Origin of the sequence: Streptomyces sp. AC1-42W (genome assembly GCF_003248355.1) — a bacterium.
Taxonomy (GTDB): Bacteria; Actinomycetota; Actinomycetes; order Streptomycetales; family Streptomycetaceae; genus Streptomyces.
Window position 1 is genome coordinate 409,804 of record NZ_QKWY01000001.1, and the last position, 15,560, is coordinate 425,363.

The following is a 15,560-nucleotide window of genomic DNA, read 5'->3' on the forward strand; positions in this document are numbered from 1 at the left end:
GCTCCACCGACCGACCGTGTGTGGCCTGGGCCACAAAGGGGAATGCGTACGGGTTCGGTGGGCAGCAGGGCGGTACGAGCGGTTCGGAGCGACACGCCGACGATCAAGTGGTGAGCGGGACATCTCACCATGTGGTATCAGCGGGGCGATTCCGGGCTGCTCGTTAAACTGAGCCGACCGCAGTAATGGACTGAGCGAGGAGCGCACGTGGGCCTTGTCGTGCAGAAGTACGGAGGCTCCTCCGTAGCCGATGCCGAGGGCATCAAGCGTGTCGCCAAGCGAATCGTCGATGCCAAGAAGAGCGGCAACCAGGTGGTTGTCGTGGTGTCAGCGATGGGCGACACGACGGACGAGCTGATCGATCTCGCCGAGCAGGTATCCCCGATACCGGCCGGGCGTGAGTTCGACATGCTGCTGACCGCGGGAGAGCGGATCTCCATGGCGCTGCTGGCCATGGCGATCAGGAACCTGGGCCACGACGCCCAGTCGTTCACCGGCAGCCAGGCAGGCGTGATCACCGACTCGGTCCACAACAAAGCGCGCATCATCGATGTGACGCCGGGCCGTATCCGCACGGCGCTGGACGAGGGGAACATCGCGATCGTCGCGGGGTTCCAGGGTGTGTCCCAGGACAAGAAGGACATCACCACCCTCGGCCGCGGCGGGTCCGACACCACCGCCGTCGCCCTCGCGGCGGCGCTGGAAGCCGACGTCTGCGAGATCTACACCGACGTGGACGGCGTGTTCACCGCCGACCCGCGGGTCGTCACGAAGGCCCGCAAGATCGACTGGATCTCCTTCGAGGACATGCTGGAGCTGGCCGCGTCCGGCTCCAAGGTGCTGCTGCACCGCTGCGTCGAGTACGCACGCCGTTACAACATTCCGATCCACGTCCGCTCGTCCTTCTCCGGACTGCGCGGGACCTGGGTCAGCAACGAGCCGCAAGGGGACCAGAAGGTGGAGCACGCGATCATCTCCGGAGTCGCCCATGACGTCTCCGAGGCCAAGATCACCGTCGTCGGCGTGCCCGACAAGCCGGGCGAGGCCGCCGCGATCTTCCGCACGATCGCGAACGCCGAGGTCAACATCGACATGGTGGTGCAGAACGTCTCCGCCGCCTCGACCGGCCTGACCGACATCTCGTTCACGCTGCCGAAGGCCGAGGGCCGCAAGGCCATCGACGCCCTGGAGCGCAACCGCGGAGTCATCGGCTTCGAGTCGCTGCGCTACGACGACCAGATCGCCAAGATCTCCCTGGTCGGCGCCGGCATGAAGACCAACCCCGGTGTGACCGCGGGCTTCTTCGAGGCGCTGTCCGACGCCGGTGTGAACATCGAGCTGATCTCGACGTCCGAGATCCGCATCTCGGTGGTCACCCGCGCCGACGACGTCAACGAGGCCGTGCGCGCCGTGCACACCGCCTTCGGCCTCGACAGCGACTCCGACGAGGCAGTCGTCTACGGGGGCACCGGCCGATGACCGGACGCCGCCCTTCGCTCGCGGTCGTCGGCGCGACCGGGGCGATCGGTGGCGTCATGCTCCAGATCCTCTCGCAGCACGCGGACGTCTGGGGCGAGGTCAGACTCGTCGCCTCACCGCGTTCGGCCGGCCGCAAACTGGTCGTACGCGGTGAGGAGAGCGAGGTCCTCGAACTCACCGAAGAGGTCTTCGAGGGCATCGACGTGGCGCTCTTCCTGGTGCCCGCCGAGGTCTCCGCACGCTGGGCGCCGCTCGCCGCGTCCAAGGGCGCCGTCGTCATCGACGACTCCGCCGCCTTCCGGATGGACGGCGACGTTCCGCTCGTCGTGCCCGAGATCAACCCGCATGCCGTACGGATGCGGCCGCGCGGCATCGTCGCGAACCCCAACTGCACCACGCTGGCGCTGATCGTCGCCGTCGGCGCCCTGCACGCCGAGTTCGGCCTGCGGGAACTGGTCGTCTCCTCCTACCAGGCCGTCAGCGGCGCCGGACGCGACGGCGTCGCCGTACTGCGCGAACAGCTGTCGATGGTGGCCGGTACCGAACTCGGTACGAAGCCGGGCGACGTACGCCGCGTCGTGGGCGACACGCACGGCGGCCCGTTCGCCGCGCCCGTCGCGCTCAACGTCGTCCCGTGGGCCGGGACGGACGCGGGGGACGGCTGGTCCTCGGAGGAGCTGTCCATCCGCGACGAGTGCCGCAAGATCCTCGACCTGCCGGCCCTGCGGGTGTCGGCGACCTGCGTGTATGTCCCCGTCGTCGCCACGCACTCCATGTCCGTGCACGCGCGCTTCGAGAACGAGGTCGCGGTCGACCGGGCCCACGAGATCCTGGCGACGGCCCCCGGCGTGGTGCTGTACGACAGCCCCGGCGCCGGCGACTTCCCGACCCCTTCCGACGTGGTCGGCACCGACCCGACCTGGGTCGGCCGGGTACGGCGCTCGCTGGACGACCCCCGCGCGCTGGAACTGTTCGTCTGCGGCGACAACCTGCGCAAGGGCGCGGCGCTCAACGTGGCCCAGATCGCGGAGTCGGTGGCCGCCGAGCTCCCCCGCTCCTGACCAGTCGTGATCATGAGGTCCGGATCGAACCCGTTTCGCACTTTCTGTGAACGATCTGTGAGCAACTCGCTGGTCTGAACCTCTTGAGCTGGGCAGTCGCCGTGACAGACGATGACCTTTCGGTTCGTTGCAACCGCTGGTCGGACGCCGGGCGTCTAAGCGGTCACTTCTTGCGCGGCGGGGCGCATGTGCGGGGCATCTGGGAAGAGCGGGTTCGTATGAAGGCGTATCGCAGGGCTTCAAACGCGGTGCCGAATGCGTACAACCCTGGCGGGGGGAAGCGTGTCCAACTGGCGTGGCAGAGGTTCTCGATATCACAGTGGTGGGCCCCTTGCGCGGCACTTCGGTGCGACCGCGCCGACGAGCCCGCGCAGCCGGTGGCATGCCCGTGATCGCGCCCATGCCCGCCACGCGTCAGACGGGGCTGCCGTCGCAGCGCGAGGGCGCTGAGGAGAGCGTGGCAACCGGCACCACCGTCGACCATCTCACCGAAACCTACCGCGCCCACTACCGTTCGCTGCTCGGCCTCGCGGCCCTGCTGCTGGACGACACGGCGTCCTGCGAGGACGTCGTGCAGGAGGCGTTCATCCGCGTGCACTCGGCGCGCAGCCGGGTCCGCGAGCCCGAGAAGACCCTCGCGTATCTGCGCCAGACCGTCGTCAACCTCTCGCGTTCCGCGCTCCGCCGCCGCATCCTCGGGCTGAAGCTGCTCTCGAAGCCGATGCCGGACATGGCGAGCGCCGAGGAGGGTGCGTACGACCAGCTGGAGCGGGACGCCCTGATCAAGGCGATGCGGGGCCTCCAGCGGCGCCAGCGCGAGGTGCTGGTCCTGCGCTACTTCGCGGACATGACCGAGGCTCAGGTCGCCGAGACGCTGGGGATATCCCTGGGTTCGGTGAAGGCGTACGGCTCGCGGGGCATCGCGGCCCTGCGCGTGGTGATGGAGGCGCAGGTATGAGCCGGCGCGACGGCCACCACGAGGAACCGGGCGCACGTCCTGCCGGGGACGGCGACACGGTGGGCTTCACGGCCCCGGCCGACCTGTTCGGCGGGGGCGGCATCGACGAGGAGGCGCTGCGCGGCATGATGCGCGGCGCCGTGCGGGGCCTGGAGCCGAGCGAGGACAGCCTCGACCGGCTGCATCGCGCCGTGCCCGCCCGGCGGGCCCGGCGACGGCAGGCCCTGGTGGGTGCGGCCGCCGCCGCGCTGCTGATCGGCACCGCGATCCCCGCGTTCGTGCATGTCGCCAACTCGAAGGGTTCGAGCACCGCGAGCCCCGCCATCGTCGGCCACGGCGAACAGGCGCAGGGCGGGAACGGGGACGAGCCCGGCACCGACTCCGGCAACGGCGGCGGTGGCGAGCCCGGCGAAGGCCACCCGAACGGCGGGCAGGGCGTTCCGCAGAACACCGCGAGCCCGACCGACAGCAGTGTCCGGGGCCAGGACGGGGACACGGCAGGCGCCTCCGCCGACCCGGCCGCCAGCGCACAGGGCACCATGCCCGCCTGCGATCCGGGGCAGCTCGGCGTGAAGTCGGCCGGTACCGGCGCCGCGGGTGCCGACGGCACGGTGTACGGGTCCTTCCGCATCGCCAACGTGTCCAGCGAGGAGTGCGCGGTGAGCAGCGGGGGCACCGTGGGCTTTGAGGCCATGGGCGCCGCCGACCCGACCCGTATCCAGGTCGTCCGGCACACCGAGGGCGATCCCGCGTCCGGTCTTCCCGACCCCGCGACGGAGGAGGCCATGATGCTGCTGAAGCCGGACATGGTCTACGAGGTGCAGTTCGCGTGGGTGCCCAAGGACACCTGTCCGTCCACGGGGACCACGCCCTCCCCGACGCCGACGGACGGGGCGGCGGGCGCCGGCAACGGCGGCTCCACCGGGGCCGCGGTCACCGGCGGCGGCACGGGCGAGAGCGAGACGGGTACGGAGCCCCAGTTCGGCGCCGCGGACGGCGTGGGCACCGCGCAGGGCAGCATCTCCGTGCGGCACACCCCGGAACCGGGGGCCCCGATCGCGACGACGAAGATCGACAACGCGTGCGCGGGCACGATCTACCGCACAGGGGTCCTGGAACCTTCGTCGTAGGACGGGGGCGGCAACCGGGCGGGGCGGCGGGTGGAACGGGCCCGGTGCGCCCGCCGGCGGCCCCGGCGAGGGCCGGCCCCGCTCACGCCCCGGAAGGGGCCTCCGTGTCGGGGACCAGGCCCAGCTTCACGTCCCTGGCCGCCTCGGCCTCGCGCCGGACCAGCCGGAACCACATGAAGACCACGAACGCCGCGAAGACGAACCACTCACCCGTGTAGCCCAGGTTCTGGAACGCCTTGAGGTCGAGCCCGCCACCCTCCGGCGCGGAGGCCGGCACCGGGCGCAGCGCGGTCGCGCCGGACCGGGAGCCGTCGCCCGCCCCGGAGCCTGCGGCCGTGCCCGAGGCGCCCGCGTCGCTCTTCGGGAGCGTCACCCACGCGTCGTACACGTCGTACGGCACGAGGTTGACCAGCGACGCGGCGCTGATCATGCCCACCTGACCGTCCGGCAGCCCGCCCGTCGCGCCGACCCCCGAGCTGCCGGCGTTCTCCGATGCCTGGAGGTCGCCGGTCACCGTGACCTCACCGGCCGGCGCGGGCGGCACACGGGTCCGGCCGGGGTCTCCGGGCAGCCAGCCGCGCACCACCGGAAGGGCCTTGCCGCTGTCGGTCCGCAGCATGTCCAGGACGTAGAAGCCCTCGCGGTCGTCCAGTTCGCGGCCGGGCACCAGGAAGCGGTCCGCGTACCGGCCGGTGGCGGTGGCCGGCCGCCCGGAGGTCTCCGTGGTCACGGGCAGCAGCTCGTCGAGCGGCTCGGCCGTCCGGCTGCCCGGCTCCGGCTGCTCCTGCGCGGCCTCGTGCGTCTGCACGCGGTCCTCGAAGCGGCCGAGCTGCCAGGTGCCCATGAACACGCAGAACGGGATGGCCAGCACGACGAAGAGGTTGATCCCCCACCATCGCGGGGTCAGCAGGAACCGGTACACCCCTCCACGGTACGGTCTCCGCTCCGGCCGGCCGGAGCGGGGGCACCCGGAAAGCCCGCCTTTATCCGCCCCCTACGCCCTGCGGACCGGCACCCCTACGCCCCGCCGGCCGGCGCCTCCTCGCCGCTCGGGTCACCGGACCCGGCGGGGGAGGCCCCCGCGAGGTGGCGCCGGGCGAATTCGAGCTCCAGCCGGACCTGCTTGATCCGCTCCTCCACGACGAGCGAGCCGTGGCCCGCGTCGTACCGGTAGACCTCGTGCACGGCGCCGCGGTCCTTGAGCCGGTCCACGTAGTTCTCGACCTGGCGGATCGGGCAGCGCGGGTCGTTGACGCCGGCCGAGATGTAGACGGGCGCCCGCACGGCGTCGACGTACGTCAGGGGCGACGACGCCTCGAACCGCTCGGGCACCTCCTCGGGCGTCCCGCCCAGCAGGGTGCGGTCCATCGCCTTCAGGCCCTCCATCTCGTCGTGGTACGCCGTGACGTAGTCCGCGACGGGGACGGCGGCCAGGCCGAGGGCCCAGTCGCCGGGCTGCGTACCGAGGCCGAGCAGGGTGAGGTAGCCGCCCCAGGAGCCGCCGGCCAGGACCAGCTTGGCCGGGTCCGCGAGACCGGACTTCACGGCCCACTCCCGGACCGCCGCGATGTCCTCCAGCTCGATGAGCCCGACCCGGTGCTTCAACGCGTCCTTCCAGGCCCGCCCGTACCCGGTCGAGCCGCGGTAGTTGACCCGTACGACCGCGTAGCCGTGGTCCACCCAGGCGGCGGGACCGGCCGCGAACGCGTCGCTGTCGTGCCAGGTGGGGCCGCCGTGGATCTCGAAGACCGTGGGGAACGGCCCCTCGGCGGGGGCCGCCGGGCGCTGCACGAGTGCGTGAATCCGGCCGCCGGGCCCGTCCACCCAGACGTCCTCGACCGGCACCGACCCCGGCGCCTTGGCCCCCGGCGGGTCCAGCACCACCGCACCCGTCGTGGAGCGGACGACGGGCGGCTCGGCCGCCGACGACCACAGGTACTCCACCGTCCCGTCCGGCCGGGCCGTGGCGCCCGAGACCGTACCGATGGGCGCCTCCACCCGCACCAGCCGGCCGTCGGCCGCGACGGGCTCGTACCGCCACAGCTCGCTGCGGGCCTCGAAGCCGTGCTCGATGAGCAGCGCGGAGCCGTCCGGATACCACTCGGCGCCCACATCGCCCGGCAGGTCGATGGCCAGATCCGTCTCCGTGCCCGCCACCGGGTCCCAGATCATCGGCTCCCAGCGGCCGCGCCTCTGGTGCCCGACCAGCAGCCGGGGGTCACCGGCGGCCGGGGCGAATCCGAGGACCGCGAGCCCCAGCTCCTTGGTACCGCCCTCGGTGTCGTCCAGCTCCGCGACCGTCGTCCCGTCCGGCCGGACCACGCGCAGGGCGGAGTGCATCGCGTCCCCGTGCTCGGTGTGCTCCAGCGCGATCAGCGTGCCGTCGCGGCTCAGGTCCCCGACCCCGGCCGACTCACGGTGCCGGTAGATCTCGACCGGGGCCTCACCTGGCCGTACGACGTGGACCGTGGTGCCGTCCTCGTCCGTCGACCGGCCGATGACCGCCGTACCGTCCCGGCCGATCGCCAGCCCGGCCGGGTAGGACGGTTCGAGGCCGGGGGCGGCCGGTGCGGTCTCCGCGTCCGCCCCGCCGCGGAACGGCCGCCGTATCCACACCCCGAACTCGTCCCCGTCCGTGTCGTCGAACCACCACACGGACTCGCCGTCCGGCGTCAGCACGCCGTCCGTCGTCCCATTGGGGCGGTCGGTCACCTGGCGCTGCTCGCCGGTCGCCCGGTCCCAGGTGTACAGCTCGTAGGTCCCCGTCGCGTTGGACACGAACAACGCGCGGTCCGGCGCGTCCTCGGCCCAGTCGGGCAGCGAGACACGGGGAGCGCGGAAACGCTGCTCCCACAGGGGTACGGATGATGCGGTCGTCGGCGAACCACTGGCCTCAGTCATGACCCCATTCTGCGCAGAACCGCCGACAATCCGTTCGCTTCGTCCGCAGCCTGTGGATAACCTCGCGGACATGTCCACTCCTCCGATACCGCCCGACTGGCGCGAGGCCAACCGCAGGATGTGGGATGAGCGTGTGCCCATCCACGCAGGCAGTGACTTCTACGACCTCGGCTCCTTCCGTGAGGGCAAGGACGCGCTGAGGCCCTTCGAGGTGACCGAGGTCGGTGACGTGACCGGCCGGACGCTGCTGCATCTGCAGTGCCACATCGGTCTCGACACGATCTCCTGGGCGCGGCACGGCGCCGCCCAGGTCGTCGGCCTCGACTTCTCCGAACCGGCCGTCGAGACCGCGCGCGCCCTCGCCCTGGACATGGGACTGGGCCCCGACCGGGCGGCCTTCGTCGCCGCCGACGTGTACGACGCGGCCCAGGCCGTGCCGGACTCCTCGTACGACATCGTGTACACGGGCGTCGGCGCGCTGAACTGGCTGCCGGACATCGACCGCTGGGCGGAGACGGCCGCGTCGCTGGTGGCGCCGGGCGGTTTCCTGTACCTCGCTGAGTTCCATCCGCTCACGGACTGCCTCGACGACGAGTCGGGCTCGCGGATCGTGCACGACTACTTCAGCCGTGAGGCATGGGTGGACGAGACGCCGGGTACGTACGCGGACTTCGACGCCCCGACCGTCCACAACCGCAGCGTCGAGTGGCAGCACCCGGTGGGCAGTGTGGTGTCGGCGCTGGCCGCCTCCGGCCTGCGGATCGAGTTCCTTCACGAGCACGACGTCTCGCTCTTCGCGCGTTTCCCCGTCCTGAAACGTGGCACGGACGACTTCTTCCGCTTTCCGCCGGACCGTCCGCGCATCCCCTTGATGTACTCGATCAAGGCGTCCCGCCCGGCATGACGGACGGCGCGGCGACGCCCCGCAGAACCGGGACACCGCCGCGCCGCAGCCTCCTGCTCGTACCGCCTACGCCGCGGAGCGGAAAGCGGGCAGATAGCCGCCCGACTGCCCTGCGGCCTTCGGGTGGTACGAGTTGTAGAGGGGGATCGAGACGCTGTGCAGCCACGGGTCGCCGGAGCACAGCTCGTGCCCGGTGAACTCGTCGGCGACCCCGGAGAAGGTGAACCCGGAGTTCGCCGCCTGCTTGGCGATCACGCCGTTCAGCACGTCCGATGCGTTGTTGATGGCCGTGCGCGCCCGGTCGGAGAGCCCGACGAGGCAGCTGCCGCCGATCTTGTAGAAGCGCGGGTAGCCCAGCACCACGACATGCGCCTGCGGGGCCTTGGAGTGGATGGAGGAGTACAGCGAACTCAGCCGGGAAGGCAGCGTGTTGTTCATCTTCCCGACGGCCGCGTTGACGGCCGAGATGCACGCGGACTCGCCGGACAGCACGCAGTCCTGCATGACGTCGGCGAACCCGACGTCGTTGCCGCCCGCGGTGACGCTCACCAGCGAGGTGGACGAGCTGAGCGCCCCGAGCTGGCCGCCGGCCACGGTGCTCGTGGTGGCGCCCGAACAGGCGACGAAGGCGAACGACGACGGGGAGTTCGCAGCGGCCCAGAGGTAGGGGTAGGCCTTGGTGCTGCGCCGACAGTCACCGCTGTCGGACAGATAGCTGCCCGCGCCGACACCGGACGAATACGAGTCGCCCAGCGCGACGTATCCGCCGGCGGCGGCCGGGGAAGCCGCCGAAGCCGGCTGGACGAAGCCCAGAGCGGCAGCGGCGGCGAGGAGCAGAGTGGATGCGGACGCCCAGAATCTCCGTACTGACATGGCTGTCAGCCCTCCGAAATGTGGGGGGTGGGTGGGGGGTTGAGTGAGCGTCACCTGTTGTAGCAGCTCGCGGGACCAGTCGGTAATAGCCCGGAGAGAACCCGCCTGAATTGCCCGAATGATCGGTCGGGAGCCGTAGCTCCGCGCGTAGATAAACCCACAACTCCCCCTGTACAAAAGGTTTTACGACGATCTGCTCATCGCTTCACAGGGAAGCGGAATCGACTCCCGCCTGGACTGAGGCTCGACCTGGCGGTGTCAGGGCCATGTCATATCAGGGCTGGGATGCCAATCAAGATCACACCTGGTTGACACCCGGACCGCTTACGGAACGCAAGCAGGGCCGGTCTCCCGTAAAGGAGACCGGCCCTGACCTGGTACTTCACTGTCGGGGTGGCGGGATTTGAACCCACGACCTCTTCGTCCCGAACGAAGCGCGCTGCCAAGCTGCGCTACACCCCGATCGTCGCGGTTTCCCGGCGACATCGATAACTCTAGCCCACTGGCGCCCGGAGACGAAATCCGGTTTTTGTCGTGATCGGTCGGGGTGGCCCGGAGGTCAGGCGTCGCGGGGGGTCAGGGTGAGGAGGGTGGCCTCCGGGGGGCAGGCGACGCGGACCGGGGCGTAGCGGCTGGTGCCGCAGCCGGCCGAGACGTGGAGGTAGGCGCGGTTGCCGGCGGCGGTGTGCGTGGAGAGGCCCTTGACCCGGTCCGTGTCCAGGTCGCAGTTGGTGACCAGGGCGCCGTAGAAGGGGATGCAGACCTGGCCGCCGTGGGTGTGACCGGCGAGGACCAGAGGGTAACCGTCCGTCGTGAAGGCGTCGAGGGAGCGCAGGTACGGGGCGTGGACCACGCCGATCGAGAGGTCGGCGTCCGTCTCGGGGCCACCGGCGACCTCGGCGTACCGGTCGCGCTTGATGTGCGGGTCGTCCAGGCCGGTGAAGGCCAGCTCCAGGCCGTCCAGCTTGAGGCGGCCGCGCGTGTTGGACAGGTTGAGCCAGCCCGCCTCGTCGAAGCCGTCGCGCATCGGCTCCCACGGGTTGTGGACGACGCCCACCGCCGGGGCGTTGCCGTTGAGGCCATGCCGGCCCGACGCCTTCTCGAACAGGTAGCGGACCGGGTTGCGCAGCTTCGGCCCGTAGTAGTCGTTGGAGCCGAACACGTACACGCCCGGGAACTCCATCAGCGGGCCGAGCGCGTCCAGCAGCTCCGGTACGGCCTCGGGGTCGGAGAGGTTGTCCCCGGTGTTGACGACGAAGTCGGGCCGCAGGCCCGCCAGCGACTGGAGCCAGGCGCGCTTCTTGCGCTGCCCGCTCACCATGTGCACGTCGGAGATCTGCAGGACGCGCAGCGGGCGCGCCCCCTGCGGGAGCACCGGAACGGTGACCCTGCGCAGACGGAACGAGCGGACCTCGAAGCCTGCCGCGTAGACGAGACCGGCGGCGCCGGCCGCGGCGGTGACCGCCGTGATTTTCAGGGGTACTCCGTAGCGTGCGCGCATGCGCCCATCGTCGCAGACGGTGCCCGGCCGCGGGAAAACAGGCGGGCGCCCGGCGGCCCGCACCTGCCACAATCTCCTCATGACCACGCTCAAGTCCAAGCTGCAGGAAGACCTCACCACGGCCATGAAGGCGCGTGACGAGCTGACCTCGTCCACGCTCCGGCTGACCCTCACCGCGATCACCAAGGAGGAGGTGGGCGGCAAGTCCGCCCGCGAGCTCTCCGACGACGAGGTGCAGAAGGTGATCGCCAAGGAGGCCAAGAAGCGCCGCGAGGCGGCCGAGGCCTTCGCCAAGGGCGGCCGGACCGAGCAGGCCGAGCGGGAGAAGAAGGAGGGCGAGATCCTCGACGCCTACCTTCCGCAGCAGCTGAGCGACGACGAGCTGAACGCGGTCGTGGCCTCCGCCGTCGACGAGGCGAAGGCCGCCGGGGCCGAGGGGCCGCGCGCGATGGGCGCCGTCATGAAGATCGTCAACCCGAAGGTGGCCGGTCGCGCCGACGGCGGCCGGGTGGCCGCCGCGGTGAAGAAGCTCCTTGCGGGCTGAACCCGGCTCCCTTCCCACGCCGTGAACGAGGGCGGGGCGCCCCCGGTGATCCGGGGGCGCCCCGCCCTCGTGTGTGAGCGGTCTCGGCTCACGGGCCGTTCATGCCGCCGTCGTTCTGGCCGCGGCCGTGGCCGTTGTCGTTGCCGGTTCCGCCGAGGATGTCCGGCGGGATGCTGATGCCGGGGAACGGGTTGTCGTCACCGGGCTTGTTGTCGCCCGGCTTCCGCTTGTCGCGGTCCCGGTTCCTCTTGTCCTTGTCCTCCTTCTCCTTCTCCTTCGCGCGCGGCACGTCGACCGCGTTGAAGGAGGGGGTCTCGGAGGGGCTGAGGGAGCCGGTCATCGCCGTCTTCCAGATCGGCCCTGGCAGACAGCCACCGCAGACCTTGTCGTAGTACTGGCCGCCGATGACGATGTTGGTCATCGACTCCTGGCGGGCACCGTCGCTGCCGACCCACACCGCCGTGGACAGGTTCGGCGTGTAGCCGACGAACCAGACGTTCTTGCGCTCGTCGGTGGTACCGGTCTTGCCCGCGTTGTCGCGGTCGCTGAGACCGGCCTGCGTACCGGTTCCGTCCTCGACGACGCCCTTGAGCATCTGGTTGAGGGTGTCGGCCGTGTGCTCGCTCATCGCGCGGTCGCACTTCGACTTGGGTACGTCGATCGCCGAGCCGTCCGCCTTCTTGACGGAGAGGAGCGCGACCGGCGAGCAGTACGTGCCGCGGTTGGCGAAGGTCGCGTAGACCGCGGCCATGGCGAGCGGGGTCGACTCCTGGCTGCCGAGCGTGGTGGTGGGAATCTGCAGCAGCGGCTTGTTGTCACCGCGCGTGTAGCCGACCTTCTTGGCCATGGTCAGCGTCTCGCAGAGGCCGGTCTTCTCCTCCAGCTTGGCGAAGTAGGTGTTGATCGACTTGCCCAGCGCACTGGTCATGTCGAACATGCCCTTCTCGGTCTCCGTCTCGTTCTCCACGTCCCACGGCTTGTTGTCCGCGGGGGCGCCCTCGCAGGTGCGGAAGGCGTCGGCGGGCAGCGTTATCGAGGAGGGCGTGTCGAAGCTCTGCGCCGGGCTGATGCCCTTCTCCAGCGCCGCGGCGGCGGTGATCGGCTTGAACGTCGAGCCGACCTGGAAGCCGGCGTAACTGCCGCCCATCGCGTGGTCGACGGAGAGGTTCAGCATGGTCTGGTGCTTGGACGGGTCCAGACCGTACGGCCGCGACTGGGCCATCGCCAGTATGCGGCCGGTGCCCGGCTGCACCTGGACGACCGCGGCGGCGACCTTGTCGTCGGAGTTGACGCGCGAGGTGGCGGCCTCGTTGGAGGCGGCCTGCGAGCGCGGGTCCAGCGTGGTCTTGATGGTCAGACCGCCGGTCGCCCAGAGCTTGGCGCGCTCCTTCTCGGTCTTGCCGAAGGCCGGGTCGTTCTTGACGATCTTCTGGACGTAGTCGCAGAAGAACCCGGCGCCGTTGACGGCGGTGATGCAGCCGTTCTGCGGGCGCTTGACCTTGAGCTTGATCGGGTTCTTCTGGGCCTTCTCCGCCTCTTCGCGCGAGATCTTCCCGGTGTCCGCCATCCGCTGGAGGACGGTGTTGCGGCGCTTGGTCGCTTCCTCTATGTCGTTGATGGGGTCGTAGCGGCTGGGGGACTGCACGATCCCGGCCAGCAGCGCGGCCTCCTCCAGGCTCAGGTTCTTGGCCGACTTGGAGAAGTAGCGCTGGGAGGCGGCCTCGACGCCGTACGCCTGCTGCCCGAAGAACGTGATGTTGAGGTAGTTCTCCAGGATCTTCTTCTTGCCGAGCTCTTCCTCGACCTGGATCGCGTACTTCAGTTCCTGGATCTTGCGGCCGAGCGTCTGCTGGGTGGCCTGGGCGACCTTGTCCGGGTCGTTGCCCGCCTCCTCGACGAAGACGTTCTTCACGTACTGCTGGGTGAGCGTCGAGGCGCCCTCCGCGGTCCCGCCCGCCTGCACATTGCGGTTCATCGCGCGCAGGATGCCCTTGAGGTCGACGGCGCCGTGCTCGTAGAAGCGGGCGTCCTCGATCGCGATGATCGCCTTCTGCATGTACGGCGAGATGCTCGTCAGCGGCACCACCGTGCGGTCACGGGAGTACACCGTGGCGATGAGGCCGCCCTCGCTGTCCAGGATCTTGGAGCGCTGACTCAGCGGTGGCGTCTTCAGATTGGCCGGGATCTCGTCGAACCCGTCGACCGTCCCCTTGGCGGCCAGACCCAGTGCTCCGGCGGCCGGCAGCGCGATACCCGCGAGGACGACTCCCGAGAGTGCGGCGACACCGAGGAACTTGGCGGCCTGCTGGGTCTTGGTGAGACCCCCGCCCGAGCGCTTCTTTGGCATGGGGGCAGCCTAATCCGTAGATATGAGCGTTCCGTAGGACCGGGTGCTTCTCGGAGCGTTCGCGTACCGGACCGTGACATTCGGACCGGCGTGTACACGCGCGGTCGTGGGCTCCGACCTGGTGGCATGGCGGTGCGGGGCGGCTGCGTTCCCATTCGCCGGACACAGGGATATGCCTTGGCCTAACCTCGATCTTTCGTGACGGTCCGTCGGTTCCTCCGGCGGGCCGTTTCGGCTGTTCGGGCGGGTGGCGGGCAGGCTGATGGCCCGGCTGTCGCGTCGGGTGGGCGCCGGGTTCCACGGCTCCGGTCGGGGTGGTGCTGCTCGCAGGGGCGGGGACGTGCTGGTCAGCCGGGGTTCGGGAGAGCTTCGAGTCGGGCGATGGCGTCGGTGATCAGGTCGGTCCAGGGCCAGTGGCCTGCGAATCTCAGGTGTCGGCGGCGGGCGGTGGTGACGAGCTGAGCGGCGGCGGAAAACAGTCGGAGCCTCAGCCGCCGGGGCTCCCACCTGCGGGTTTGCCCGGTGAGGGCGAGCATGGGCATCCAGGCCAGCAGGTCGAGGGCGATTTGGACGATCTCCAGCCAGATCTGGTTCTGTGCGGCGTCGTGGAGTGGCAGGTTGCGCAGGCCGGTGGCGCGGGCGTTTCGGATGCGGTCCTCGGCTCTCGCGCGTTGGCGGTGCCGGAGTTCGAGTGCGGCGATCGGAACGCCGGTGGTGTTGGTCGCGAACGCCGTGAGCCGCAGTCCGTCGGCATCGGTGAGGCGCAACTGGGCGCCGGGGTGCGGGCGTTCCTTGCGGACGATCAGCCGCATCCCCTGCGGCCAGCCCTTGAGGACGTCACCGTCGAGTTCGGCGACCCAGGCGCCGTCACGGATCTCACCTTCCGGTTCGACGGCCACTGTCCAGGCGGCGGGCGGGATCTTGAGGACGGCCTGGTGGATGGCGTCGGTGATGGTCATGCCGACCGAGTACGACAGCCACCTGCCCCGCTGGGCGAGCCAGGCGACGAACTCGTGGGTGCCACCGCCGGAGTCGGTACGAATGAGCGTCTGGCGTCCGCGCCGGTACTTGTTCGGCAGTTGGGCCAGGGCGAGTCGGGCCGTGGTGATGTGGTCGGCGGCGGTGTTGCTGCCCGCGTTCCCGGGCCGCAGCAGCGCGGCCACCGGCTCGCCGGTGCCGCCGCTTCCGTGGTCGACGAAGCCCACCAGCGGGTGATGTCCGAAGGTCTTCTTCCAGGTCGCGGCCGCGTCCTGCTTGTCGGAGTGGGCCAGTACCAGCACCCCGTCCAGGTCGACGATCACCTGCCCGGAGGCGTCCGGCGACGAGGATCCCGCCAACTTCCATATTCGTTCGCGTACTTCGGCCCGCGCGGACCGGATCGCGTTCAGAGCCTTCGGGCCGGACTCGGCCAGGGTGTCGACGAGGCGGGAGACGGTCGGGTCGGAGGCCACCGGGCCGAACACGGCCGGCTCGGCCCGCAGCATCCCGGCATCGGCCAGGCAGTCGCCGCCCAGCGCGACCGCGAGGGCCACGTCCAGCAGGATCTTGCCCGGGTCGTGCACCGCCCGAGCCTTCCGCCACGGCGCCAGCGCCGCGGATATCGCGGTGTCCAGCCCGGCCTTGCGGACCGTCTCGACCAGCAGCACGCCCCCGGCCTGGGAGACCACCGCCCGGCCGCCGCCCTCGATGCGGATACGCGGGTACGACCCGATACGCTTCTTCACCTGAGAAGTGCTTCTTTCCACGGCACGATCTGGACCTTCGACAAGTCCCATCGTTGCAGGTCAGGAGCACTTCTCACGTTTTCGATCACGCTTCGGACAGCCCACCTCATGAAAGCCCGAGGCTAAGCTGCTCTCAAC

At 70.3% G+C, this 15,560-nt stretch carries 12 protein-coding genes and 1 tRNA gene; 6 read left to right on the forward strand and 7 right to left on the reverse strand.

Annotated features, from left to right (window positions below):
- Positions 1-207: 207 nt before the first annotated feature.
- The 4 genes from DNK56_RS01895 (at position 208) to DNK56_RS01910 (ending at position 4,628) form a co-directional block, all read left to right on the forward strand.
- A complete protein-coding gene (locus DNK56_RS01895) occupies positions 208-1,479 on the forward strand; it encodes an aspartate kinase (RefSeq protein ID WP_111329970.1) in 1,272 nt (423 codons plus the stop codon).
- The gene (locus DNK56_RS01900; RefSeq protein ID WP_111329971.1) at positions 1,476-2,540 is read left to right on the forward strand and encodes an aspartate-semialdehyde dehydrogenase; all 1,065 of its coding nucleotides are present in this window, start codon (positions 1,476-1,478) and stop codon (positions 2,538-2,540) included. The genes DNK56_RS01895 and DNK56_RS01900 overlap by 4 nt, the downstream gene beginning before the upstream one ends.
- A 382-nt stretch (positions 2,541-2,922) precedes the next feature.
- Positions 2,923-3,498, forward strand: a complete 576-nt coding sequence (locus tag DNK56_RS01905) for a SigE family RNA polymerase sigma factor (RefSeq protein WP_111329972.1) — start codon at positions 2,923-2,925, stop codon at positions 3,496-3,498.
- On the forward strand, positions 3,495-4,628 hold the full coding sequence (locus DNK56_RS01910; RefSeq protein WP_111329973.1) for a hypothetical protein: 1,134 nt from the start codon (positions 3,495-3,497) through the stop codon (positions 4,626-4,628). Before DNK56_RS01905 ends, DNK56_RS01910 begins: the two co-directional genes overlap by 4 nt.
- 82 nt (positions 4,629-4,710) lie before the next feature.
- Here the strand turns inward: DNK56_RS01910 and DNK56_RS01915 are convergent, their stop codons facing one another.
- Both DNK56_RS01915 and DNK56_RS01920 read right to left on the reverse strand, forming a co-directional pair.
- On the reverse strand, positions 4,711-5,550 hold the full coding sequence (locus tag DNK56_RS01915) for an SURF1 family protein (protein WP_111329974.1): 840 nt from the start codon (positions 5,548-5,550) through the stop codon (positions 4,711-4,713).
- Between the two features lie 95 nt (positions 5,551-5,645).
- On the reverse strand, positions 5,646-7,529 hold the full coding sequence (locus DNK56_RS01920; protein WP_241989720.1) for a S9 family peptidase: 1,884 nt from the start codon (positions 7,527-7,529) through the stop codon (positions 5,646-5,648).
- Between the two features lie 70 nt (positions 7,530-7,599).
- On the opposite strand from DNK56_RS01920, the gene DNK56_RS01925 reads away from it, so the two are divergent.
- On the forward strand, positions 7,600-8,433 hold the full coding sequence (locus tag DNK56_RS01925) for a class I SAM-dependent methyltransferase (protein WP_111329976.1): 834 nt from the start codon (positions 7,600-7,602) through the stop codon (positions 8,431-8,433).
- A gap of 66 nt (positions 8,434-8,499) precedes the next feature.
- On the opposite strand, the gene DNK56_RS01930 is transcribed toward DNK56_RS01925, so the two are convergent.
- The 3 genes from DNK56_RS01930 to DNK56_RS01940 all read right to left on the reverse strand — a co-directional run bounded on the left by DNK56_RS01930 (position 8,500) and on the right by DNK56_RS01940 (position 10,807).
- Positions 8,500-9,306 carry an SGNH/GDSL hydrolase family protein gene (locus DNK56_RS01930; RefSeq protein WP_111329977.1) on the reverse strand — a complete coding sequence of 269 codons (807 nt, stop codon included), beginning with the start codon at positions 9,304-9,306 and terminating at the stop codon, positions 8,500-8,502.
- A 388-nt stretch (positions 9,307-9,694) separates the two neighbouring features.
- Positions 9,695-9,768 (reverse strand) — tRNA-Pro (locus DNK56_RS01935).
- A gap of 97 nt (positions 9,769-9,865) precedes the next feature.
- Positions 9,866-10,807 (reverse strand): metallophosphoesterase, encoded by a 942-nt coding sequence (locus DNK56_RS01940; protein WP_111329978.1) that lies wholly within the window; start codon positions 10,805-10,807, stop codon positions 9,866-9,868.
- Between the two features lie 79 nt (positions 10,808-10,886).
- Here DNK56_RS01940 and DNK56_RS01945 point away from each other — a divergent pair, with 79 nt between their 5' ends.
- Positions 10,887-11,351, forward strand: a complete 465-nt coding sequence (locus DNK56_RS01945; RefSeq protein ID WP_111329979.1) for a GatB/YqeY domain-containing protein — start codon at positions 10,887-10,889, stop codon at positions 11,349-11,351.
- Between the two features lie 88 nt (positions 11,352-11,439).
- Here DNK56_RS01945 and DNK56_RS01950 read toward each other — a convergent pair whose 3' ends face one another.
- Together DNK56_RS01950 and DNK56_RS01955 are read right to left on the reverse strand one after the other, a co-directional pair.
- On the reverse strand, positions 11,440-13,698 hold the full coding sequence (locus DNK56_RS01950) for a transglycosylase domain-containing protein (protein WP_111329980.1): 2,259 nt from the start codon (positions 13,696-13,698) through the stop codon (positions 11,440-11,442).
- A 347-nt stretch (positions 13,699-14,045) separates the two neighbouring features.
- Positions 14,046-15,422 carry an IS1380 family transposase gene (locus DNK56_RS01955; RefSeq protein ID WP_111329981.1) on the reverse strand — a complete coding sequence of 459 codons (1,377 nt, stop codon included), beginning with the start codon at positions 15,420-15,422 and terminating at the stop codon, positions 14,046-14,048.
- Positions 15,423-15,560 lie beyond the last annotated feature (138 nt).

Excerpts from the sequence above, each read along its gene's own strand:
- DNK56_RS01905 (WP_111329972.1), top strand. The coding sequence starts at position 2,923 with ATGCCCGTGATCGCGCCCATGCCCGCCACGCGTCAGACGGGGCTGCCG.
- DNK56_RS01950 (WP_111329980.1), bottom strand. The coding sequence starts at position 13,698 with ATGCCAAAGAAGCGCTCGGGCGGGGGTCTCACCAAGACCCAGCAGGCC.
- DNK56_RS01900 (WP_111329971.1), top strand. The coding sequence starts at position 1,476 with ATGACCGGACGCCGCCCTTCGCTCGCGGTCGTCGGCGCGACCGGGGCG.
- DNK56_RS01930 (WP_111329977.1), bottom strand. The coding sequence starts at position 9,306 with ATGTCAGTACGGAGATTCTGGGCGTCCGCATCCACTCTGCTCCTCGCC.
- DNK56_RS01940 (WP_111329978.1), bottom strand. The coding sequence starts at position 10,807 with ATGCGCGCACGCTACGGAGTACCCCTGAAAATCACGGCGGTCACCGCC.
- DNK56_RS01910 (WP_111329973.1), top strand. The coding sequence starts at position 3,495 with ATGAGCCGGCGCGACGGCCACCACGAGGAACCGGGCGCACGTCCTGCC.
- DNK56_RS01945 (WP_111329979.1), top strand. The coding sequence starts at position 10,887 with ATGACCACGCTCAAGTCCAAGCTGCAGGAAGACCTCACCACGGCCATG.
- DNK56_RS01920 (WP_241989720.1), bottom strand. The coding sequence starts at position 7,529 with ATGACTGAGGCCAGTGGTTCGCCGACGACCGCATCATCCGTACCCCTG.
- DNK56_RS01925 (WP_111329976.1), top strand. The coding sequence starts at position 7,600 with ATGTCCACTCCTCCGATACCGCCCGACTGGCGCGAGGCCAACCGCAGG.